A 21,500-nucleotide genomic window follows, 5' to 3' on the forward strand; every position below is an offset into this window, starting at 1 on the left:
AAGCCAATGGGATGTTAGTTCCATATGACCACAATAAAGGGCCGCCGATACAGTACGTGGCCCTTGCCTAAAGCTGCGGTTTCACCGTCAGCTCGCAAAAATGGCCAGGGGCGCTAACCCTTGGCCTAATTGCCATCAGCCACACATCACGCTGACCTTGTTACAGTATCAAACTTTAGCCTTGGCGTCAAGCCCCCCCCCCCCCCGCTTTCCTCTTAAGTATCCCGAGCCTAGACGCACTACCTTCCCTCACTAGGAGAGATAATCATTCAATCAGATGATGCGGCCCGGTCGGGGCGCGAACGTCGCGACTGAGGGACGCGACCGAGCGTCGTGGGTGCAACTTCGGTTGCATTGCGAAGATCAGAGTTTGTCACAATCGGTCACAGTGAGCGTTGACAGCGCGCCCTCGTGAACCTCAAAATCCCTTTGTGATCGGCACTTGAGCCTCAATGAAATGAGGTTTGATGGCCCTCCGAAGGCAGAGGTCGTGAGTTCGAATCTCGCCGGGTCCGCCAATCCTTTCAATGACTTAGTAGTTGCACACCGCTTCGGTCGAGGGCCCGGGGACACGCGGGGGACACACGCGGCAGGATTTCGCGGCGACGGACGTGCCCAAGCTACCGTTGCGAGTCCCTATTGGCGTCGTTCTTGTGCCCGCCACTCCCATGCCGGCATGCAGCCGTGTGCATGAACACCTAAGCCGTCAGCCTTGGCTCTCTCCTCTTCCTGCGCGTAGTCGTGACTGTAGCGGAGGAACGCCCACGCCATGCCCTCGCGAACCATGATGGCACCTAGATCCTGGCACCGGCTCGGCAAATGGCGACCGTGCGGCCATAGCGGTCGCGGTCCTTCTCCTGACACACGACGGGCTTGCCCTGAATCAACGTCAGCAGCTTCGTAGTCGCCAGTCGCCAGTCGCCCGGCCGCCCAGCCATCGGGGCACTCCTGCTTAGTCTCTGGCGCGTCGATACCCCATAACCGCGCTGCAAGGACGAGGGGGCGCAGCAATGCGCCCCGTTCGGTCGAACACGGCCATCAAAAAGTATAGCCAAAGGCTGCAATCAACGGGGCATGCGCTTGCGCCACAAGCTCACGGGTTTCGTCGTCGTAGAACGGCCGGTAGTCCCTTTCTTCAGTCGAGCGGAATCCCATTTTGGCGCGTGCCAGCGGCACCGACTTCTTATAACCCAACTCAGTCAGTAGCTTCGCGAAGTCATCCTCAAGCGATTCGTAGCGGCCGACGAAATCAAGAGCCAGGGTGCCGTCGATACTGATGATGGACCAATCATCGTCGATCTGCTTTCTCATGATGAACTTGCGGAATCCGTCTGGCGAATGCTCAGCCCGACCTTTGGTCCGCCAAAAAAAGCGCGACACTTCACGATCCCAAGGGTTACGCACGAAGGCCACCTTACGATAGCGCCTCCATAGGCGGCGGCCAATATACTTGCGCACCAGGGCCGCCGGCATATGGTTATAGTAGTCTTTTGCTAACTCAGGCTCGGGCAACCCATCTGGTCGCAACCTGCTGGCATGACCGCGAATGTAATTCTGCGGCGGGCGACCCAGCCGCAGGGTCGCCTCCTCCTCCCACCAAGTCGGCGTAATGATATCGAGTGGCCCGCACAGCGCGGACAGGGAAAGCTCGACGCTGGTGCCGGCCGTCTTGCGAGTCTTGAGATGGATAAAGCGCCAGTCGTGCGAGAGTATCATGACTGTGTATACCTACCTGAGTGCGGCCGCTCAAGGCGTAGGCAGGCCTCTCGCTGGCCTCTTATCGGCGATTTTGAAGAAAATGTGCCGCGTCACCATTGCTGATGACGCGGCACTTTCGTCGCAAAGGCCCTTGGGCTTTATTGGTCGGAGCGAGAGGATTGGAACCTCCGGCCCCCTACGGAATCAACCGGCGAAGGAGGGCACGCGATTCCCGCTGAAGGCCGGAGAGGCGGCGGTTCAAGGCCAACGCCGCCTGCGTGTACAGCCCGTGGCGAAACATGCCATTGCGCTTCCCGCTCGGTGCACCGCCCCGCGCGCCATGGAAGCGGCAGACCGTCCAGCCCGTGACGGCCGGGGCCTGACAAGGCTGCCGCGTCCGCTTCGATGTGGCCGTGCAGCGCGGGCTTTTCTGGAACGAATAAACCGCGTTCATGAGGTTGCCTCCGTCTTTTGTGGCGAGCCCCTCCCCCCGGTGGTGACGTTACCGACGATGGCCTGCCCTCCATCATTGACTGTCACATGCTCCACCCGGACAGTCTGCTCGCCCGCGCTCCGGTATCGCTTCAGGGCCTCGACCTGCGCCGTGAAGGTCCGCGCCAGCTTGTTGAACGCCCGCTCCGCGCTGTCCTGCTGGGGGATGTTGTCTACATTGTTGAGACGGCGCGCGAAGGTCATGGTCGCATTGTGAACCGCCGCCATCTGCGCCGCCAACATCGCCTCGATTTGGTCGCGTGGCTCGACGCCCTTGACCATCGAAAGCATGAAATTGACCGCACCCGCATCAACCGTCTGCCCCTTGGAGACGACGTTGGCGAGTTGGACGAGAATGCCGCCCAGGAAGTCGAGATCATGGGTCCCGACCGCCCCAGACAACAGGCAGGCGGCCACGGCCTTGTCGGGATGGTCGAAGTCGAGCGTGCCGAGATCCTTCCCTTCTCCGACCGTGATGGCCGGGACGGCAGCTTTGCCCCTGACTCTGGCCCGGTAGGCATCCACTACCTCGCGCTCCTGCGGAGACGGCTCGTAAGGCTTCGCTGGCACCGACTTGGCGGACTCATCGGCATTTCGTCCCGACCGGGGCGGCTCCGCCGCATGACGCTTAGTCGGTGGCTGCCCAGCCTCGCGAGCGCGCTTGCGCTTGGGCTCGTTGCCGGCCCCGCGCCGCGCTCTCGCTCCCGTCCCTCTGTTCTGATTCTTCGCCGGCAATCGCACCTCCCTTGGTAAATCTATCTGTGTCCCCCGGAGCGGGACCGTTGAACGTCCGGAATCTGCAAAACCGTCCCCTTCACGGGGACAGTTGAGCGCGATTCGAAGGGCACTGTCCCTGTCAGGGGGACCGGCTGTCCCTCTGAGAGGGACCGCGAAATGTTTTCATCCTATGCCGCCATTCCCGGCCGCCAGCGCATGAAGTCTTTCGAGCCCGTGGCCGCATTGCCTACGGGATACTCTGTGAGAATCCAGCTCGTCGCCTTCCCACGTCCGGACGCGGCCTTCATGTTGAACGCCCCTACTTCGTTCGGACGGATAAAGCCGCGCTCCTCCAGCTCGCTGAAAAGCCTAGCCGCGAGGTTCTTGCCGCAGCCGAGACGGCGCGCCGCTTCCCGCACCGAAAGGAACAGCTCCCCGTTGTTGCGGCCGTTGTAGAGCGCCTTCAACTCGACCAGGAGCGCGCGGCTGCCCATGGACAGGGAGCAATAGGCTGGCGATTTCAATTCCCAGCGGTAGAGACGGGCATGATGCCCGTCCCCCCCGATGCTGCGGCCTGTCGCGTTGACGCGGCGGCCGGGTTTTCGGTGGCGCTTCGTCACGCCGATTCCGGGTCTTCTTCGGGGTCGGCCACGAATCGTAGTGTCACAGACGTTTCGAGAACATGGCGACCATGCCATCCGCCAGGGTGTTTCTCGCGCTCGGTGCGAATCGCGAGCCCGTAGCGGGTTCGAAGGTCATGGCAGTAGGCCGCGAACCGGTAGGCCCATGTCGTCACTTCAAGTGCCGTGACGCCACGGTCGCCGCTGTTCACGAGAGCAATAAGCGCCTTGGCAGTTTGCCCTCGCACGACGAATAGCCGGTCGCCTTCAGGCGCGAGAGCAACGGCCTCGACGTAAGGGCGAACTCTCATTTGTCACCTCCCAGGTTGGCGAGTTCGGCAATGAGCCGTGCGGCGCTAGGCGACGTGAGCCCGCAACGTCGGCTTACCCATCGGGCGGCCATTGGGGCATCGTCCCAACGGCGGCGCTCTATTAGGTCCAGAAGTGGAAGGGGTTTCGGTTGGTCATTGCGGCAGCGTTTCGGTAGCTTGGGCATGGTCGTTTGGGGCGGGAATGCCTGATTTCCGCTTTCACGACCTGAGGCACGAAGCCATCAGTCGCTTCTTTGAGAAGGGCTTGAGCGTCCCTGAGGTGGCGCTGATCAGTGACCACGGGGATATACGCATGCTGATGCGCTACACCCACCTCAGAGCCGAGACGGTCGCGGCACGGCTCTAAGTCGCGACTGAGCGTCACGACTGTACGTTAGTCAGAGTCCCCCCCCCCAAAGAGTCGGTCTCCCTTTCCTGCTGGTGGCCTCCGGTAACGGCGATGTATGGTGACGACGCCGAGAAGCAAGAAGCGGATTAACAACCGTATGGGGAACGGCTGGTTACCCGCCGCGGTGTAGCGATTGAAATCGGCTGCATCGCCAATTTACGGCCAGCAATATCAAACAACGTGTTTCCGAGCGGTGCAAAAAACACTGTCGGCCACTTGCGCCAGCGACGGCACCATTCGGCTGAGCTGACGTAGAGCCTCGGATGCGAGGAGGACCGGCTTATGGCGCGCCTGCATGTACTTCATGTCAACCCACTGCCAACCGAGCCCAAAGAAGCAATCAACGCTCACAATTGTTGGACCAATCGCAGTCTCGAAAGCGTCCCGCAGTTCGGTAATCGGCCAGTATCTGACTTCGAACATGATCGGCTCGCGAAAGCCTCGCTTCGCCTGATGCTGCAGACTTCGTACGCCGATTCGATTAGCCATTTGAATCCTCGCGAGCCCATTCGATGTCAGGACTCGGCTCGTCTCAGACAACGCCAGACGGGCATCTTTCTTCGAGAAATGCTGAAGCACGCTGTAGGAATGGACCACATTAAAGCTCTCGCGTGCGAAAGGTAGCCAACGGCCATCCCCAACCACATAGTGGATGTCATAACCAAGCTCTCGGGCCACGCGCCGGGCCGCCATTGCCGCACCAAGAGAGGGGTCAATACCGGTGACCTTGTAACCGGCCCGGGTCGCCGCCATACACCATCGTCCCCAGTTACAACCGATGTCGAGTAAAGTCCGTCCCTCTCCAGGCGGGAGACCGATGCGGGGGATTGGATGCTCAGTTAACTCCTCGCTGCCCCTCAGATGGGCTTACGCATTCCCCGAGGTGCCACTCACTAACATTGAAACCGCCGGGTCGATGTGACCACTACGGCGCCGCACGAGTTCGACGAGTCGTGGCTTCTCCTCGTCGCTGATGCCCAGCGTCTCCAAGTAGAAATCTGGTGCGCGGCTATCCACCACATCGGGGTTTCCGTTGGCGCGCTCGATTGACGCCCCGGCAATCCTCATAGTCTGCTCTTTGTCCGGAAGCAGCATAACCGGCAGACCTTCAACCACTGGATAAGAGCGGCCAGCCGGGGTGGTCAGGGCGCTTCTATTCCAAGACAGCACCGAGCCATCGACTGGACAGCGAAGATGTTCAAGATACCAAGAGTTGATCGTCATAGAATCGACACTCCACCCACCCGGTAAGTGCATAACCTATCACCACCCATGCAATCAACTGGTGGAAAAACGCCCGCCGGCCACGAAGGCCAGCGGGCGCAAGTCTAGGGAGGAAACGCCCAAGACGGGCATGTCGGCTCCGGATCGCTCCTCACCGCGACCCTTTGCGCGCCTCAGCGCATCTTCAAATAGATCGACTTGGCGAGCTTGTAGATTCGGGTGTCCTGGGCGGCGAAACGCATGATGAAGTCGCGCGATTTATCCTCGAGCGCACTCACAATATAATCGAAGCCCGCCCGCCGACGGTACTCCGCCAAGTAGACCTGCAGCTCGGCATCGGTCTCGGCCAGGCCATTGTCGCCATACTTCGCCACATAATAGTTAAAGCCGCCATCCTGCAGCGAGCGCACGCCGCCATGAAGGGTGGTCTTCATGTAATTGCCGATCAGCAAGTCATCGAAGATGCGATAGTTGATGCAGGTCATCAGGCTTCCGCGAGGTACGGCAAATGTGATGCCGCGCTCTTTTGGTCCGCGCATCTTGATCGTATGGTCACGCTCGCCCACGCGGAAATTGACGAAGCCGAAATAGTCTTGCACAGGGTCCTTGCGTGCGAAGTAGGCCTCGATGATCTTCTGGTCTGCCACCTCAAGCACATCCGACCAGTTGTCGCCGAACTCCTCCGGCACCTTCGGAACGACGTTGAATTCCTCTGGCGAGTAGATCGTGTAGGAACCATCGCGGCAGTCGACAGTCGAGAAGGCCGGAATGAAACCGACGTCTGGCGAAAGGCCTTTTTCGAACGCATCCATCGGCGTGGTAAATGCCTCGGCCCACACCGAGTCAGTGCGCTGATACTGGTGAAAGGCCGAAAATGGAATCACCGTTTTGGCACCGGCCGCTTTGGCAAGATTGGTGAGCTGTCCACCGACCGACGGCTTGCGCGCGGCGCGCGGGGTCAGGAAATTCCCCTGCTCGTCATAGAAGTTAATCATGTCGGCGTCGCCGTAGCCCGACAGCGCCAGCAGGTAAGAGCGCTCGTAGCTCGAAGCGATCTTGCGGATGTAGCGCGTGCAGTCGCGCGTGCCCGCGTCGTTGGTGTTGATGAAGAGGCTGCCGCACGAATCGATCAGCAGGATCGCGTCCTGGATGCGGGTAGTGATGCACTGGACCTTCACATTTGCCGTGAGCTGCACCCACTTTCGATCAGGCAGGACGGTTAGATCGTACCCACTTGGCTCCAGGTCCTTCAGGATGCGCCCATTCAGATGATCGGGCAGCAAGATCTTCTGCCCCTTGAAACGTTCAACCGTGACCGGGTTCAGATGATCCGGATGGCCATGCGAATACCAAATGTACTGGCATTTTCGAATGTCGTCCTTGACCGACCTGGGAATGCGGTGGCTTAGCACCCAGCTGCCGAAATAAGCAGGATCCTCATCACCGAACCATGGGTCGGTAGCAAGCAAAGGCTTCCCATCGTAGACGATGAGCGTAGCGTTGCCGGCGGTTGTAACACAATTCATATGCAACCATAGGACTCATGCAAGTTCCGTACAAGTACACGGGAACACCAGGTGCTTGGCGAGAGTCAAGAAGGCGACGGCGCCGCCATGGTCATTCGAACCAATCCACCAGCGCGCTCGTCCGCGCCGCGCACTCCTCGCCCTTCGCGGCGATGTCGATCATGACCTCGCCGTTGTAGGCCACGCCCCTCGCCGGATCCGGCTGCACCTTCAAGAACTGGGGCTCCAGCTCCCAAAGAATTCATCAGGGCATTCGGTCGGCTGACTAGTTAGGCGACATGTATCGGCTGCACATCGGAGAGCGCCTTGTTCATCGTGTTAGCGTCTGTGGACGCATCTCGTCCGGTGTATAGTTGCACTGAAGCCCGGTTGAAGATGGGTTTTTGTTTACCCCGTCCTCAACCGTGACGAGTTTCAGCCGTCCTGTCTTGATGTTTACCTCACTCCAAGTCTCCGATACGTATTTAGTCATGCCTCTATAGTTCTCTTCTCGCTTCCTGCTGTAAATTACCACGTCACCCGCCTTGGTCGCTTGATATGCGTGTGGATCCGTAAGAGTAGCCCGTCTAGTAGGGGTCTCTCCGATAAAGATTCTCTCGACGACATAATAAGAATCATCAGAAGGACTTCGGACAACGCGCAATATTCTTGCGGTGTCGTTCGCAGGACATCTTAAGGCAGTAACTGGCTGAGTCAGTACCGTTGAATTTCCCCCGACACACGCGCCAAGTCCAAAAAGACTCAAGGACGCAACTAGTCTGATGATGGTTCCTCTACGGCGGAACAAAGGAGCTTTATGCAATCCAAATTGAACAGCCTTGCGCGGATTCCTTAGCGCCATCTCTACTACCCCCCAGTATTGTTGGAGCGATGTTGCTTACTTGCGCGTCCAACGCAATAGCATTTGCAACCTAGGGAGGATGTTGTGGCTTTCCAGTTGTCGCCGGGAAAGTGGGAGGGGCATCCAGATTAGGCGTTTTGATTGTCCTCGCGGGTTTAATGCTCACGAGGCACCGTATAAAAGCAAAATTGGGTTCTCTATGAGCAAGCTCTAGGAATCTAGAGAATAATGGCGACTGCCATCAAGAGAGCGAACCTCCAGAGGAGGCGCTTGCGGCATCGTCCGCAGAAGAGACCAAATAATGAATAACCAAGAACTAGAGACACCCCAGCTGAATTCGGGTGAGAGAGAGGCTGTTGACGCCTATCTGAAATTCCTAGACCGGAAGAAGCTGATGCCCAGAGTCGACATGGCGATCCGGGCAGCCAAGATCGAGTACGAAAGCAGCGGCTACATAAGACCTACGCAGGTAGCCTTGTTGCAGCGATGTTTCCATCGCGCTCGTGCGGGTCGATATGAAATGGACCCGTTACCGATCAACGTCCTAGACATAGCCATTGCCCAGGAACTCGATGGGCAGCCCCTCCGCATGCTGCGGGGTGATGAAATCGCCGTGGCTATAGAATTGCTAGCCATGCCCGGCACACACACGCCGGAGGAAGAGGAGTGGCACGGCCATATTCAGGAGCAGCTACTCTTGACCGGGTGGCTATCGCAAGAGCAGCTGGCAGAGCTTAAGAATCTGTATCTGGAGTCGACCCGTCGGTGGATGACTTCAAAAGGCCCCGCAATGACCGACAATGCGGAGTCTAAGAAGGACATTCCTAGAGCGTTAAGTGATCGTGTCAGACAGAGCATCGATCACTACTTAGCCAACATCCGCAAGCCAGGACTTCAGCGTGATGTCCGCTCTGTGATCGACAGTATCGAAAAGCAATATCGAACCGTTGGCTGGCTGTCCTTCAGGCAGGTCGATCTTCTGCGGCGTTGTTGCCTTCGCAGCAATATCGGTAATCCAATGGGTGAGTTTAGCAATGGCCCTTGCTACGGCAGGAACGCTCCCGCAGGGCGGGGGCGAGGCCCGCTGGGCTAACGGAGGGACTAGCAGGATTTCATGTTTTCCTCTGCTAGTCTGATCCAAATCGGTTCACCTGACGCGCGGGAACGCGAGCGGTGTGCCCGCGATCACTGCCTGAGGCCTCATGCTCTCAATTTGAAGTCGTGAATCCGTGCGCAAGGCACATTTATGAAGGCAACAACTGTGCTTCCAACTTTGTCCGGGCTTGTTTGAGGCAAAGAGCCAATAGTTTCCTTGAAGGAATTCCCTTGGCTATCTAATGCCGTAACCCGTATCAGCCCGCCCTTAGTCGTCTTTCCGCCGTTGTGCCAGCCGACGTAGACCTCACATCCCCACAACGTCGATCCAATATACTTCGTCTGAACAATGCTCACCTTATAAATGTTGCCCGTCTTGTCAGTGAAGTTTGCTTCTGCCTTGGGTGGCTCGGGCGCACGTGCCGAAGCATAATTTGTAGGGGTACTTGGCGGTGGTTGTGTGCAAGCCACCAAGCTTGCCAGCAAAATCGCGTGAATCACCCCTTTGGTAACCCACTCCAAGAACGCCTCCCCCGAGTCGTTATTCACAAGATAGAATGTATCGTGCCGATTACAGTTGCTAGTAGAACAAGACAATCGGCGGGAAAAGACCATTCCAGCTTGCTCACCAACTCAATGTCGCTTGTGACGGAGCGCCGCGTCGTGTTTCATAAGGAAGTTTGCCGACCCCACGCATGGGCGTGAGTGAACGCCAAGGGATTGCTTGAGAATGCTGCTAGTTTGCTCGCGCCTTTTTCCGGTTGTGGGGACTCTTTCCTGCATATTCGGCGGGTCATCGGTTGTACTATCTCAAGCCAACTCGTCTCTACAAGCAGAGAGTGTTTGTCGGCTTGCTTTGAACGATACGGGCGACCAGTGGGATCCCGCTTCTGTATCTGGCGTGGCTGAAGCCAAAAGACGTGGATACTCTGTCGCTCAATGTCGCGGTATTCTGTCGAATAGTGAACGAGCGAAACTGGATCCTCGAGCAGCCCAGCTACCATCCAGTTCAGTTGTTGCACAGCCCCGTCCCGATCCGCTGATCTTGGCAATCCAGTCCTCTTTGACTCTTTTGGGATTTGAGCTGGGAACAGTTGACGGTTTCGCAGGGGCAAAGACGACGGCAGCGATTGAGGAGTTCCAACGCAGCCTCAACGAACCCGCTGATCCGAAGCCGTCGGAAGCCCTGAAGATGCGCGTTCAGACTGTACTCCAAGAACGACTCGAGAAAGTCCGCGCGCTTGGCGCCAAGGCAACGATCGGAGATTGGCAACTATTGCGATCTCGCGACAAGCTTAGTGGGAAGTCGATGGTGCTTCTATCGACACAGAGTATCGAAGTTTCGCCCTCCCCCGATGGTGGACGTGTTCATGGTGAACTCGTTCTGAGATGTCGGGATGGGCAAACAGCAGCGCTTGTCTATTTTCTAAAATCTCTGCCGTCTTATCAGACCCCGGTATCTTATCGCCTCGACGATAAGCAAATCGTCGGAGCAACGTGGCAAAATGCGGTCGCGTCTGGTGCCGTCGGAATCTACAGCAGCAGCAGTTCTATCCCCTTCATAAAAAGTCTTATCGTTAGCAAGACCCTCGTCATTCGAGCACAACCAAAGGGCCAATTGGAATCCACGCTAACCTTCAAATTGGATGGTTTGCGCGAGGCCATACTTCCGCTTCGGCAAACCTGTGAATGGGACGGCTCTCAAAGCGCTCAAGAAGCCGATATGGCAAATGACACTATTGACGCCAATTATCTGACAGGGCCGCAACCGTCACCTCCACCGCCGCCGTACCGATACCGTTTGCCCTTTACCACTGGCCCTAAGCATTGACCTTTGACCATTCTCGGCTGGTGATTGAGTAACGACGGCAGAGTTGGAGGCGAAGACGCCCGGCGATGTCTCCGACCTTAGCCACGTCATCACGGGCATGGATGGCTGCCGGTCGCCGACCAATCCAGCACATCGAGATTGGAAAGTTTGGTGCGATCTCTTCGGGAGATTGCAGCATCGGGATGCACGGCGGGCTCCCCCATTCACATGCGGGACAGTCACGACCGCGTGACGAGACCGAGCGTTGCTCGGATACCAGCTGGGGAGCATCCAAGCCGGTACGGAATGTCGCGTTGACAGTCGGCCCCTAAGGGGTTTGCAAATCCCGAAGCGATCTGCTATATTCCGAAAGTCGCCGATGATTATGTTCGTCGCGTTCGCGGGAGCCGCCAGTCAACCGATTGGCGGCTTTTCCTTTTTATGGGAGCTGATGTGGTCGACCAGGCATCCCAGCCGGAAAATTCCGGCATCCCAATTGTGGGACATTACTCTTGACCATTGAAACAACATGAACACGAAGAGTACTAAGAACGGTACGACGAACCTGCTTGACCTTAAGACTCGCAAGAAGAACGACTTCGTACCGCTCGAAGAAGGGGCGTATACTCGGGCGCACGTCGCGCACATCGAAGCTGCTATGGAAGGCTTGGCCACCGGCAAGCTGCGCGGCATTCGGATGGTGAAGATCGATAAGCGTACCGGTCGCTATCGCATTACGATTGGGTATGGGAAGCGTAATACTTGGTTTCCCCAGCCCTACATTCCACAAGGGGAATTTGCGGAGTGTGACAATGCGGAAGACGCGATGCGGGCTATGCGGACCATTCTAAACGCCGCTCGCGCTGGAGAATTTGATGATGCTCTTGAAGACCTTCGCAAGAGGCGGCAGGAGCATGCTCAGAAGATGATCCGTGCTCGTGACAAGTGCGGATTCCACAGGATGCACCAGCATGAAGGACAGTCGCTGCTTCCTGCTCCGGTTGAGGTGCCGATGCAGCATGTCAGCCATGGCCGGACCGTGCAGGCAGAAGCCCTGTAGACCAGACGAGCTAGAAGAACAGGTCAGCCCTAACCGGCTGGCCTTTTTTTGTCCGGACGCCAACTTGCGGTCGCGACGCGCAGTCGTGACTTCCACCGCGTTTACGACCTCATCACAACTCGGCTGTCATGCCCAAGGGTTGTTCTTGGAGGATTTCTCTTCAAGCTCTCCCAGTTTTATCAGAAGCTCTGGGGCCACGGGATCGATACTGCGAGCTTTTGCAAGAAGCACTTCCTTTTGCTTTTGCAAATCGAGCATTGCTTCTTCCAGCCCTGAAATCATTGCGACTCGCGCTTCATGCTCTGATCCGAGCAGCTTCAACTCTTCATTGGGAAGCGAAAGCTTTTCCCTCTTGAAGGTGTACTGGAAATTAACAGTCTGCGTGCTGCCGCCGATAGCGTATGCAGAAGACGAGACCATCTCCCATCCAAGGCTGCCCAACAGGTCCAGCGTCGTCGAACTGAACCCTTCCATGTCCGTACTCGCGATGGCGTATTCGAACTTGCGAGCCTGCTCAATCGAGTAGGCTTGGGTCCGTTCACCGATTAACTTCGGGAAGTTTTCAATCTCATTGGTCAAATCAGCAAGCTGACCTTTGATCTCAGCTTGTTGATTCGCAAGACTCCTATACGGATCCAACAATTCTTTCGTTAGTTCCGCCGTTATCTCTTGGGCACGCTGCAGTGCAGCGGTCTCTGCCTCGCGCATCTCTCTCGATTTGCCAAACAACGCCATTTTCGTGCCCTCAGGAGAAGCGTCTAGCGCCTAGTTGGCTCTGATGGGGAGTCCTTATCATCAGCATTCTTGCGCTCGTCAGAAGGAGCGTTCGTGCGAGCAAATTCAATAGCCTTCCGGGCAAGTCTAGCATTCTCTAGGTCACTCATTGCAGTAAGGTAGTCACTTGTATTCCGCTCGGCTCTTCCGCGCTGCTCGCCCTCAACATTGCTAGCGAGAAATTTGAACACGAGATAAATCGGAACAAATAGAAGAAAAATTACAACGCCGGCAATTAGCGCGCCGCTGGAAACTGGAATTATCATGCCGAGCCCCGAATTGGTGCGTCTTTGCGAACGGCCATTTTTGATACTTGGGTTGCTTCTTTGCCCTGCTCCTAATCATTGCAGCGACGCAAAACATTTGCAACCGCGGCCTAGTGCTAAGGCCCGACGCCTACCAGTCGAAAGTTGCGCGTACGGACACTCTGTTACGCCTGCGCAGCTCCAGGAAGCAGGTCGGTCCTAACCGGCTGGCCCCTTTTTTGTCCGGACGCCAACTTACGGTCGTGACACTCAGTCGTGACGCCGGTCACACCTTGTCACAATCTGTCACAGTGAACGTTGACAGCGCGCCCTCGTGAACCTCAAAATGTCGTTGTGATCGGCACTTGAGCCTCAATAAAGTGAGGTTAGATGGCCCTCCGAAGGCAGAGGTCGTGAGTTCGAATCTCGCCGGGTCCGCCACTTCAGTCTTTGAGTGGGCACTGCTGCCGCGGCGCCGCTGGCGGTGAGCGTCTGGAGCCGCCGGGCCTTCGATCCCATGATACGCACCTCGCCCACATCGACCTCGATTCGCTGATCGAGCGCGCGCAGCTAAATGTCCAATAGTAATCTTGATTTCTTTGCCTCCATCCTCGTGGGGCTCCCGACGACTACATTCAGTTCACACAGTAGACGTAACGCTGGTGCAGGACAGTATCGACAGTTTCTGGCGGGACTAGTGCTACTCGTAGTTATGGTGCTCATCATCATCGGGCGTGGCTCGCCATTCCGCCGTTGGCCGCCCTCCAGCGCCGTCTTCTGCTCTGTACCCGCAAGGGCTACGCCAGCATGATGCACGTACGGCATATTGGCAGCTTTGCGCCCCATCTCGGTCACTGAAGCTCGCTGCCGGTCGCCTGTAAGCGGACTTCGTTGTGGCTGGTCGGCAACGGAAACGCGCTCCGTTAGCGGCGACCGCAAGGGTTGCCGAAAGCGGCCTTGCCGAGCAAGATTGAGGGCATGATCGTTACGGTAGCGTTCGATGTAAAAAATCACGTTGAGGTGATGGAAGGCTGGCCCATCAAAACGGGCAACATGACCTTCTTCCTGGAACGCGAAGCCAATGTGCTCAAGCGCGTTTGCGTTGCCTTCTCCGGCGTGGACGTTGCACAGGCTCCGCATGTGCAGCTCGCCGGGCCAAAGGCCGAGATTCCGCACATCACGATAACGGGAGGGGAGCATGCCTCCCTGGCCCGTAAAAACATAATGAATTGGCAGGCTGTCGTAAGCGGCCAACAGATTGTCGATCTGGACTACGACAATTACGAACTGCGCTTCCGTGCGGAAAAAGTGAGTGAGGAAGCAAGTATCCATATCAAATCATTTCGATCGAACCCCGACAATGTCCTGAATCAGGAGTGCGATTTCGAGCAGATCGGAAGAGCCTTTTGCGTAGGTCCGATTGCCGATGATCGGATCGAGTCGACCTCCCATTTTCGCGAAGGGCGACTCGCCTACGGTGCCGGCCGGTACATCGACGCGTACAATAACATGTACCTGTTTCTCGAGACGCGATTCTGCGATGGAAAGACCGGCAACGAAAAGCAGACAGATCTCCTGTCGACGCAAGTAGAGTTCTGTCAGGCTGTCGAGGACAATGCGAAGGCGTTTGCCAAGCAAAAGTCGACTAGAGCGCTTGCATTCAATCTCTTCAAACCTGGGGATACCACACGCGACAAGATTCGAACGTTGGTACTCCTGCGTGGAAAGCTGCGTCATCATTCGCTCAAGAGTCCGCAACGCTGGGATCCGAACAAGCAGAATGAGTACGAAGGTGCAGCACGGTTCCTGGGTGCTGTAGTCGGCGACATCGTCATCAAGGAATCGCTTGATGACATTTACGGGCCCGCTGCACTGCAATTGTTCCGAGAAATCTCGGTCGCTACAGGTCATGAGACTAAGATCAAGGTTAACACACATCGGCTCAACAAGGAGCGGATGCTGGTATTGGACATGAGCTATCCGACGACGGTCGTGTCCAGCAAGCTTTGCCTTTCGGCGCTCCGAAACGCCGTGCAAGCATGTGAGAAAGATGGGCAACTCGGGGATACGGTTCGATTGCAGGCTTCGACCAGCCGCTCCGAACTTGAGCTGTTCTCGTTGGATTTCGATGTTTGGGCCTACACCCAGAATCGAGAGATCGAAACTAAAGACCCTATCGTCTCGGTCCGGTGCGGCTTCGAGCATTATCAGGCCGGCCTCATCGTCCGCCATGAATTCTCGATCCCCGTTCCGGCCAGCAAGCTTTCGATTCCGGACGTGTGGAAGCTGCTACGAAAATGCTTCGACCATATCGAGGAAAGGGCCCCGACGACGCGGATCATGAGCCTGAAGCTGTATTTGCGGGACGGAGACAAAGCGTTTGTCGCATATCGCGTAGGCGCTCAGGTCACCAACTGAGCTGGATTGGCGATCGAGGCATTTTATGAGTTCGGTCGGACGGCAGCTTTCAGCGATACTAGTCCGGAAGATGACAGCCCGCTACCGGCCCAGGATCGGTCAACAGGTCCCGCGTTCGGTGCGCGTTTTCAGCCGGCTCTACGGTCACAGATCGAAGGGCGGGAAAACGGCCTGCAGGCGGTCGGAGGGACCCGTAGGCGGCACTAGGGTAGTGTTACAGCGAAGATGTAGTGCTCATCATCATCGGGCGTGGCCCGCCATTCGCGCAGAAGACTGCGGATATCCTCTCGCCCCCAGTTTGACCGGTCACAGCGGCAGCCAATGCGGGCTTATCGTAGTGTAGCCTGCTTTCCCGTGCCGGCCACTATTCGGGCACACCCCGATCGCAAGCAGGCCCTTCTGCCGTATCGGTCTTCTCGCCCATTCGTCGCGGGATGACCTTCAGCCGGGCGGGGTTAATGGCGACGCCTGAGCGGGTCAGGCGTGCCATCCTGCGACGGGGGAATGTCCCGTCGCCCCCAAGGTCGTCGAGGGATTTCTCCCCCGGGATTTCTCAGATGCGCTCGATGATGATCGCCGGCGCCATACCGCCGGCGGCGCACATCGTGACGAGACCGAACTGCTTGTCCTGCCGCTCGAGCTCGTCGAGGACGGTGCCGATCAGCATGGCGCCGGTCGCGCCGATCGGGTGGCCGAGCGCGATCGATCCGCCGTTGACGTTGACCTTGTCGCGATCGAGATCGAGATCGCGCACGAACTTCTCCGAGACGACGGCGAAGGCCTCGTTGATCTCCCAGAGGTCGATGTCGCTCGTCTTGAGACCGGCCTTTTCCAGGACCTTCCGCGCCGCCGGCACCGGCGCATTGAGCATCAGCTCGGGGCTGTCGCCCATGTTCGCCATGGCGACGACGCGGGCGCGCGGCTTGAGGCCATGGGCCTTGGCGTAGTCGGGCGACGCGAGCAGCACGGCGGCCGAGCCGTCGACGACGCCGGAGGAATTGCCGGCATGATGGACATGCTCGATCTCGAGGCCGGGATAGGCCTGCAGGATCAGCGAGCGATAGGTCATGCCCTTGTCGTCGAGCGGGATGTCGGCCATCGCGGCGAAGGCGGCCTTGAGGTTTGCCAGCCCCTCGCGAGTCGTCTGCGGACGCGGATATTCGTCGCGATCCAGGGCGAGCGTGCCGTCTTCCTTGTAGACGGGGATCAGGGACTTGGCGAAGCGGCCTTCGGCGATGGCGATCGCCGCACGCTGCTGGCTGATATAGCCCGCCTCGTCCAGCGCCTGGCGCGGGATCTTCTCCAGCGTGGCGATGGCGTCGGCGCAGATGCCCTGGTGCGTCTGGGGATGATGCAGGCGCAGGCGCAGATTGCCGTTGTCCATGACCGGCGGCCCGCTGCCGCGGCTGCGGTCCATGGACATCATCTCCGTCCCGCCGGCGACCACCAGGTCTTCCATGCCCGACTTGATGCAGGCGGCGGCGAGGCTCACGGCGCTGATGCCCGAACCGCAGAAGCGGTCGATCGTGATGCCGCTCGCCTTGACGTCGTAGCCGGCATCGAGGGCGGACATGCGACCGAGATCGCCGCTCTGCTTCGAGACCTGGGCGGCCGTCCCCCAGATCACATCGCCGACTTCCTTCGTGTCGATCTTGTTGCGGTCGGCGATCGCCTTGAGAACGGTCGCGCCGAGCTGTTGCGGGTGAACCTCCCACAGCGCGCCCTTGCCCGCCTTGCCGACGCCGCGTGGCGTGCGGCAGGCATCGATGATCCATGCTTCGGTCATTGCTTGATCCTTTCCTGGGTCTCGGTTCAGCGCGGCGCCATGCGGATGGCGCCGTCAACGCGTACGTCTTCGCCATTGAGGTAGCCGCAGGTGATCATCGTATGGGCGACCTGGGCATATTCCTCGGGGCGTCCCAGACGCTTGGGGAACGGGACCGAGGCGGCCAGCGCCGCCTTGACGTTGTCCGGCGCACGCGCGAGCAGCGGCGTGTCGAAGATGCCGGGCAGGATCGTATTGCAGCGAATTCCCTCATTGGAGAGGTCGCGCGCGACGACGAGCGTGATGCCGACGACGCCGGCTTTCGAGGCCGTATAGGCGACCTGGCCGATCTGGCCGTCCTCGGCCGCGACCGACGCGGTGTTGAGGATCACGCCGCGATCCCCGTCGGCCTGCGGGGCCAGCGTCAGCATACCCGCGGCCGACTTGGTGATGCAGCGAAACGTGCCGATGAGATTGACGTTGATGATGCGCTCGAAGTTCTCCAGCGGATATTCCTTGGGAGAACCGGTCGTCCGGTCGAGCGATGCGGTCTTCTGGGCGCCGCCGCCGACACCGGCGCAGTTCACCAGGATGCGCTCCTGCCCGTTGGCGGCCCGCGCCTTCGCGAACCCGGCCTCGACCTCTTCGGTCGACGTCACGTTGACCTTGCAGAAGACGCCGCCGATTTCCTTGGCGAGCGTCTCGCCCTGTTCCTCGTTGAGGTCGAAGATCGCGACCTTCACGCCGTGCGAGGCAAGCATGCGCGAGGTGGCGGCGCCGAGGCCGGACGCGCCGCCCGTAACGACCGCGGCCACTGTCTTGTCGAGTTGCATGAGCGAAAATTCCCCCGGGGATATGACTTCGTGAGTGGTTCGCCCGGATTGTTAGAGCATCGCGACCGCGCTTGGCCAGAGGCGTGGGTCCGCTCAACGAACCGTGGAGCCGCGATCCGAAAGCGACGATGGCCGACCGGCCCGCCCCGATCATGCTTGCCTTTGCGTTGCGAGAGGGGGTGCTCGTGTCTGGCCGGATCAATCCAGATCGACCTGTCCTGCAGGCTGGCCTCGAGAGAAGCGGTGTACCAGCGACGCCGGGGCCCCGCAGGGCCCCGGCACAGCGGCAGGTCAGAGACCGTGGTCCTCCCGCATCATCTCGGCGGCGCGTTCGCCGATGATGGCGCAGGGAGCCTGGGTGTTGCCGGTGGTGACCCGCGGCATGATCGAGCCGTCGGCCACCCGCAGCCCGCTGACGCCGTAGACCCGCAGCGTGGCGTCCACGACCGACATATCGTCCTGCCCCATCCTGGCGGTGCCGCTCTGGTGCCAGTAGGTGACGGCCGCGTCGCGGATGTAGGCGTCAAGGTCCTCGCCCTTCACCTCGCCCGGCATGGCTTCGCTGCTGGCGAAGGGACGGAAGGCCTGCGCGTTGCCCAGGGCGCGGCAGAGCTCGATACAGGACGAGGCCGTCGTCATGTCCCTGAGGTCCGACAGGAAGTTCGCGTCGATCGCCAGCGCCGCGGTCGGATCGGCGCTCTGCAGGCGCAGCCGGCCCCGGCTCTCGGGATGGGCGAGGCCCGCGAACATCGTCCAGCCGTGCGCCGGCACGCCGCGCAGCGCGGTGCGTTCGCTCGGCACCGGAAACTCGACCTGGCAGAACAGCAGATCGGGCGCGTCGAGGTCGGGACGGCTCTTCCAGTACATCGTCGCTTCGCTGCCGCTGTTCCGGGGGGCCAGAGGCTCCGACAAGGCCCAGGTACAGCCGAAGGACACATGGTCCTGCAGGTTGCGCCCGACGCCCGGCAGGTTCTGCACGACCGGGATCCCGAAGCGCTCCAGCTCGCGACGCTCGCCGATCCCCGAATGCATCAGGACCTTCGGCGTCTGGAGGGCGCCCAGCGACAGCACGACCTCCGTCCGCGCGCCGATGGTCATCGTCCGTCTCCCCTGGACGAGTTCCACCCCGGTCGCCCGCGTGCCCTGGAAGACCACCCGCCGCACGAGCGCGCCGGTGAGCACGGTCAGGTTCGGGCGATCGAGCCACGGATGGACATAGGCGCGGTACAGCGACTGACGCCGCCCGTCGCGCACCAGCATGTCGGTGATCGCGGCACCGCCAACCTGCTCCATCATCCGTCCGTTGGGATGATCGAACACGGGGATGTCGAGTTCGCGCGCAGCGTCCAGCATGGCCAGCGCGAGCGGGCTCGGCGAGGCAGCGGGCTGCACCCAGACCGGCCCGCCAGTCCCTCGATACGCGGGGTCGGGAGCGCCCTGCCAGTTCTCGATGCGGCGATAGATGTCGAGCACGTTTTCGTAGCCCCAGCGCCGATCGCCGGCCTCCGAGGCGAAGAACTCCCAGTCGCTCTTATGTCCACGGGCCCACACCATCACATTGATGCTCGACCCGCCGCCCAGCCCCTTGCCCATCGACATCGGGATCTCGCGCCCGTTGAGATGAGGATTGGGCTGCGCCTGGAACCCCCAATCGCGCTCGCTGCCGAGATTGGTTGGCCACAGGGCCGGATTCAGGACGGAGTCGGACTCGTCACTGCCGCCCGCCTCGAGCAGCAGGACCTGGACGTCGGCATTCTCGGCCAGCCGCCGGGCGATCACGGAACCGGAGGAGCCGGCACCGCACACGATGAAGTCGTAACTGGGCCGAAGCGCCGCCGTCAGCCGCGCCTGGTTTTCCCGCCCGCGCCGGGCAAAGTCTGAAACGGCAGTGTCGCTCATGAGAGTGGCTCCTTGGTTTTAATATTGCGATATTCTTTATCGCGATATGTCTTAGCTGGTATCGGCAGGCAGGCTTGTCAATCGCGATAATTATCGCGATATACTTTTCCCGGCTAAGCGCCGGACCACGGTCCCGGCGAGCGCAGGAGGCGAACGTGAAGAAGGCGAAGAACGGGACCGGCGCGCCTGTCCCCCTCGAGGAGCAGCTCTGCTATTCGATCTATTCGGCGAACATGGCGATCCAGCGCGCCTACAAGCCCCTTCTGGACGGGCTGGGGCTCACCTATCCCCAGTACCTCGTGCTCAACGTGCTCTGGGTCGAAGATCGCCGGGCGGTCGGCGTCATTGCCGACCAGCTCGGGCTCGAGTCGAGCACGCTGACGCCGCTGCTGAAGCGTCTCGAAGAGGCAGGACTGGTGCGCCGCACCCGCAATCCGGAGAACGAGCGGCAGGTCCTCGTGGAACTGACGCAACAGGGCGATGTGTTGCGAACCAGGGCCGGCTGCCTGGGCGAGGCGCTGCTGTCGGTTTCCGGCGAGACGGCACCGCGGCTGGCGACCCTCAACACCCATGTCCGGCGCTTGCGCGACGCGATTTATGCGAGGATCGGCGGCTGGAACCTCTCGGGCCGATAGCATCGCTCATGGTCTCCCTCAGGCGGTCGGAATGGTGCCGCCGTCGATCACGTACTCCGCGCCGGTGATGGTCGCTGCGCGCTCCGAGGCGAGGAAGGCGATGAGATTCGCGACCTCCTCCGGAGCCGAGGGACGGCCGATGGGAATGCCGCCCAGAGCCTTCATGATGATCTCCCGGCCTCCCGCTCTGTCGACGCCGGCGTCGCTTGCGATCCGCTCCGTCAGCCGGAGAGCGGCTTCCGTTTCGATCCAGCCCGGCGAGACGCGCACGACGCGCACGCCCCTGGGCGAGACCTCCTTCGAGAGGCTCTTGCTGTAGGTGGACAGTGCCGCCTTGGCGGCGGCGTAGGCGGTCGTTGCCTCCGGCAGCGGCAGACGGCTCTGGATCGAGCCGACATGGATCACGACCCCGCGCCCCCGCTCGATCATGCCGGGCACGAGCGCGCGGTCCAGCCGAACGGCGGGCATCAGATTGAGCTCGAGCTCTCTCGTCCATTCGGCGTCGCCCAGCGCTGCGAAGCCGCCGGCCGGCGACGAAGAACCACCGAGCATGTGGACCAGGATGTCGATGTCGCCAAGCCGTTCGCGCGCCGCGGCGGCCAGGTCGGTGCAGCCCTGCGCGGTCGTGAGATCGGCCGCGACGAACAGCGATTGCGGCAACGCATCGGGGCGCGATCGCGCCGTCGTGAGGACGTTCGCGCCGAGCTGGCGGAAGAGCGCCACCGTCGCCGCGCCCGCGCCGCGGGTGCCCGAGGTGATCAACGCGGTCCTGCCTTCGAGCTGGAGAAAGCCACTCATGCACCGATCCTCAGCGCCGCGATCCGCGCGTCTGCGAGCCGGAAGGCGAAGGTGAGCATCGCGGGGCTGCCTGGAAAGCGTCCGGTCACCCTGGCGCGAACGAGGGTCAGCCCCTCCTCCTCCCTGACCTCGCACGGCTCCGCCGTATGGCGGTACTGCTCCTTGGCGGCGCGCCACCACGCAGCGATGGCGGCATGACCGGCATGGGTCCTGCCTTCGTCGGTAACGACGGCATCGGACGCGAAGGCTTCCAGCGGAGCGGCATCGCCACCGGCCTGGTCGGCCTCGAAGTAAATCTGAAGGGGCGTCGGCAGCTTCATGGTCTTTTCC

The 21,500-nt window shown here is 60.0% G+C and carries 21 protein-coding genes; 6 read left to right on the forward strand and 15 right to left on the reverse strand.

All coding sequences use genetic code 11. The features are described 5' to 3' along the window. Positions 1 to 1,038: 1,038 nt before the first annotated feature. The 4 genes from ACQY78_RS10635 to ACQY78_RS10650 form a co-directional block, all read right to left on the reverse strand. Entirely contained in the window at positions 1,039 to 1,716 is a 678-nt protein-coding gene (locus ACQY78_RS10635; RefSeq protein ID WP_428685382.1) for a sulfotransferase family 2 domain-containing protein, read from the reverse strand. Between the two features lie 432 nt (positions 1,717 to 2,148). Continuing rightward, on the reverse strand, positions 2,149 to 2,715 hold the full coding sequence (locus ACQY78_RS10640) for a hypothetical protein (RefSeq protein ID WP_428685384.1): 567 nt from the start codon (positions 2,713 to 2,715) through the stop codon (positions 2,149 to 2,151). 380 nt (positions 2,716 to 3,095) lie between these two features. Further along, entirely contained in the window at positions 3,096 to 3,527 is a 432-nt protein-coding gene (locus ACQY78_RS10645) for a hypothetical protein (RefSeq protein WP_428685386.1), read from the reverse strand. Beyond that, entirely contained in the window at positions 3,524 to 3,838 is a 315-nt protein-coding gene (locus tag ACQY78_RS10650; RefSeq protein WP_428685388.1) for a winged helix domain-containing protein, read from the reverse strand. The genes ACQY78_RS10645 and ACQY78_RS10650 overlap by 4 nt, the downstream gene beginning before the upstream one ends. Before the next feature lie 202 nt (positions 3,839 to 4,040). Between ACQY78_RS10650 and ACQY78_RS10655 the strand changes: the two genes are divergently transcribed. Then, the gene (locus ACQY78_RS10655) at positions 4,041 to 4,205 is read left to right on the forward strand and encodes a tyrosine-type recombinase/integrase (RefSeq protein ID WP_428685390.1); all 165 of its coding nucleotides are present in this window, start codon (positions 4,041 to 4,043) and stop codon (positions 4,203 to 4,205) included. 213 nt (positions 4,206 to 4,418) lie between these two features. Here ACQY78_RS10655 and ACQY78_RS10660 read toward each other — a convergent pair whose 3' ends face one another. From ACQY78_RS10660 to ACQY78_RS10675, 4 genes are all read right to left on the reverse strand, one after another. After that, entirely contained in the window at positions 4,419 to 5,108 is a 690-nt protein-coding gene (locus ACQY78_RS10660; RefSeq protein WP_428686355.1) for a class I SAM-dependent methyltransferase, read from the reverse strand. 6 nt (positions 5,109 to 5,114) lie between these two features. Further along, positions 5,115 to 5,471 carry a Trm112 family protein gene (locus ACQY78_RS10665; protein ID WP_428685392.1) on the reverse strand — a complete coding sequence of 119 codons (357 nt, stop codon included), beginning with the start codon at positions 5,469 to 5,471 and terminating at the stop codon, positions 5,115 to 5,117. Positions 5,472 to 5,644: 173 nt separating this feature from the next. Next, positions 5,645 to 6,940: a hypothetical protein gene (locus tag ACQY78_RS10670; RefSeq protein ID WP_428685394.1), complete on the reverse strand. Its 1,296-nt coding sequence runs from the start codon at positions 6,938 to 6,940 to the stop codon at positions 5,645 to 5,647. A gap of 148 nt (positions 6,941 to 7,088) precedes the next feature. Continuing rightward, the gene (locus ACQY78_RS10675; RefSeq protein ID WP_428685396.1) at positions 7,089 to 7,211 is read right to left on the reverse strand and encodes a hypothetical protein; all 123 of its coding nucleotides are present in this window, start codon (positions 7,209 to 7,211) and stop codon (positions 7,089 to 7,091) included. Between the two features lie 928 nt (positions 7,212 to 8,139). Here ACQY78_RS10675 and ACQY78_RS10680 point away from each other — a divergent pair. After that, positions 8,140 to 8,931: a hypothetical protein gene (locus ACQY78_RS10680; protein WP_428685398.1), complete on the forward strand. Its 792-nt coding sequence runs from the start codon at positions 8,140 to 8,142 to the stop codon at positions 8,929 to 8,931. 107 nt (positions 8,932 to 9,038) lie between these two features. On the opposite strand, the gene ACQY78_RS10685 is transcribed toward ACQY78_RS10680, so the two are convergent. Beyond that, positions 9,039 to 9,455: a hypothetical protein gene (locus ACQY78_RS10685; RefSeq protein WP_428685400.1), complete on the reverse strand. Its 417-nt coding sequence runs from the start codon at positions 9,453 to 9,455 to the stop codon at positions 9,039 to 9,041. A 379-nt stretch (positions 9,456 to 9,834) separates the two neighbouring features. On the opposite strand from ACQY78_RS10685, the gene ACQY78_RS10690 reads away from it, so the two are divergent. Together ACQY78_RS10690 and ACQY78_RS10695 are read left to right on the forward strand one after the other, a co-directional pair. Beyond that, positions 9,835 to 10,764: a type VI secretion system-associated protein TagO gene (locus tag ACQY78_RS10690; RefSeq protein ID WP_428685402.1), complete on the forward strand. Its 930-nt coding sequence runs from the start codon at positions 9,835 to 9,837 to the stop codon at positions 10,762 to 10,764. Positions 10,765 to 11,272: 508 nt separating this feature from the next. Then, positions 11,273 to 11,803, forward strand: a complete 531-nt coding sequence (locus ACQY78_RS10695; RefSeq protein WP_428685404.1) for a hypothetical protein — start codon at positions 11,273 to 11,275, stop codon at positions 11,801 to 11,803. A gap of 126 nt (positions 11,804 to 11,929) precedes the next feature. On the opposite strand, the gene ACQY78_RS10700 is transcribed toward ACQY78_RS10695, so the two are convergent. Continuing rightward, positions 11,930 to 12,538 carry a hypothetical protein gene (locus ACQY78_RS10700; RefSeq protein WP_428685406.1) on the reverse strand — a complete coding sequence of 203 codons (609 nt, stop codon included), beginning with the start codon at positions 12,536 to 12,538 and terminating at the stop codon, positions 11,930 to 11,932. 1,262 nt (positions 12,539 to 13,800) lie between these two features. On the opposite strand from ACQY78_RS10700, the gene ACQY78_RS10705 reads away from it, so the two are divergent. Further along, positions 13,801 to 15,240: a hypothetical protein gene (locus ACQY78_RS10705; protein WP_428685408.1), complete on the forward strand. Its 1,440-nt coding sequence runs from the start codon at positions 13,801 to 13,803 to the stop codon at positions 15,238 to 15,240. A 553-nt stretch (positions 15,241 to 15,793) separates the two neighbouring features. Here the strand turns inward: ACQY78_RS10705 and ACQY78_RS10710 are convergent. From ACQY78_RS10710 to ACQY78_RS10720, 3 genes are all read right to left on the reverse strand, one after another. Then, the gene (locus ACQY78_RS10710; RefSeq protein ID WP_428685410.1) at positions 15,794 to 17,026 is read right to left on the reverse strand and encodes an acetyl-CoA C-acetyltransferase; all 1,233 of its coding nucleotides are present in this window, start codon (positions 17,024 to 17,026) and stop codon (positions 15,794 to 15,796) included. A gap of 26 nt (positions 17,027 to 17,052) precedes the next feature. Further along, positions 17,053 to 17,838 carry an SDR family NAD(P)-dependent oxidoreductase gene (locus tag ACQY78_RS10715; protein ID WP_428685412.1) on the reverse strand — a complete coding sequence of 262 codons (786 nt, stop codon included), beginning with the start codon at positions 17,836 to 17,838 and terminating at the stop codon, positions 17,053 to 17,055. A 291-nt stretch (positions 17,839 to 18,129) separates the two neighbouring features. Then, positions 18,130 to 19,737 carry a GMC family oxidoreductase gene (locus ACQY78_RS10720; protein ID WP_428685414.1) on the reverse strand — a complete coding sequence of 536 codons (1,608 nt, stop codon included), beginning with the start codon at positions 19,735 to 19,737 and terminating at the stop codon, positions 18,130 to 18,132. Positions 19,738 to 19,892: 155 nt separating this feature from the next. On the opposite strand from ACQY78_RS10720, the gene ACQY78_RS10725 reads away from it, so the two are divergent. Beyond that, positions 19,893 to 20,372, forward strand: a complete 480-nt coding sequence (locus ACQY78_RS10725) for a MarR family winged helix-turn-helix transcriptional regulator (protein ID WP_428685416.1) — start codon at positions 19,893 to 19,895, stop codon at positions 20,370 to 20,372. An 18-nt stretch (positions 20,373 to 20,390) separates the two neighbouring features. Here the strand turns inward: ACQY78_RS10725 and ACQY78_RS10730 are convergent, their stop codons facing one another. Further along, positions 20,391 to 21,170 carry an SDR family oxidoreductase gene (locus tag ACQY78_RS10730; RefSeq protein WP_428685418.1) on the reverse strand — a complete coding sequence of 260 codons (780 nt, stop codon included), beginning with the start codon at positions 21,168 to 21,170 and terminating at the stop codon, positions 20,391 to 20,393. Continuing rightward, positions 21,167 to 21,490: a nuclear transport factor 2 family protein gene (locus tag ACQY78_RS10735; protein ID WP_428685420.1), complete on the reverse strand. Its 324-nt coding sequence runs from the start codon at positions 21,488 to 21,490 to the stop codon at positions 21,167 to 21,169. The genes ACQY78_RS10730 and ACQY78_RS10735 overlap by 4 nt, the downstream gene beginning before the upstream one ends. Between the last annotated feature and the right edge of the window lie 10 nt (positions 21,491 to 21,500).

This window comes from Reyranella sp. (assembly GCF_965279625.1).
Taxonomy (GTDB): domain Bacteria; phylum Pseudomonadota; class Alphaproteobacteria; order Reyranellales; family Reyranellaceae; genus Reyranella.

Bases quoted from the DNA above. Each gene is read 5' to 3' on its own strand.
- ACQY78_RS10665 (WP_428685392.1), bottom strand. From the start codon at position 5,471: ATGACGATCAACTCTTGGTATCTTGAACATCTTCGCTGTCCAGTCGAT.
- ACQY78_RS10705 (WP_428685408.1), top strand. From the start codon at position 13,801: ATGATCGTTACGGTAGCGTTCGATGTAAAAAATCACGTTGAGGTGATG.
- ACQY78_RS10635 (WP_428685382.1), bottom strand. From the start codon at position 1,716: ATGATACTCTCGCACGACTGGCGCTTTATCCATCTCAAGACTCGCAAG.
- ACQY78_RS10720 (WP_428685414.1), bottom strand. From the start codon at position 19,737: ATGAGCGACACTGCCGTTTCAGACTTTGCCCGGCGCGGGCGGGAAAAC.
- ACQY78_RS10700 (WP_428685406.1), bottom strand. From the start codon at position 12,538: ATGGCGTTGTTTGGCAAATCGAGAGAGATGCGCGAGGCAGAGACCGCT.
- ACQY78_RS10695 (WP_428685404.1), top strand. From the start codon at position 11,273: ATGAACACGAAGAGTACTAAGAACGGTACGACGAACCTGCTTGACCTT.
- ACQY78_RS10710 (WP_428685410.1), bottom strand. From the start codon at position 17,026: ATGACCGAAGCATGGATCATCGATGCCTGCCGCACGCCACGCGGCGTC.
- ACQY78_RS10650 (WP_428685388.1), bottom strand. From the start codon at position 3,838: ATGAGAGTTCGCCCTTACGTCGAGGCCGTTGCTCTCGCGCCTGAAGGC.
- ACQY78_RS10730 (WP_428685418.1), bottom strand. From the start codon at position 21,170: ATGAGTGGCTTTCTCCAGCTCGAAGGCAGGACCGCGTTGATCACCTCG.
- ACQY78_RS10655 (WP_428685390.1), top strand. From the start codon at position 4,041: ATGCCTGATTTCCGCTTTCACGACCTGAGGCACGAAGCCATCAGTCGC.
- ACQY78_RS10680 (WP_428685398.1), top strand. From the start codon at position 8,140: ATGAATAACCAAGAACTAGAGACACCCCAGCTGAATTCGGGTGAGAGA.
- ACQY78_RS10715 (WP_428685412.1), bottom strand. From the start codon at position 17,838: ATGCAACTCGACAAGACAGTGGCCGCGGTCGTTACGGGCGGCGCGTCC.
- ACQY78_RS10735 (WP_428685420.1), bottom strand. From the start codon at position 21,490: ATGAAGCTGCCGACGCCCCTTCAGATTTACTTCGAGGCCGACCAGGCC.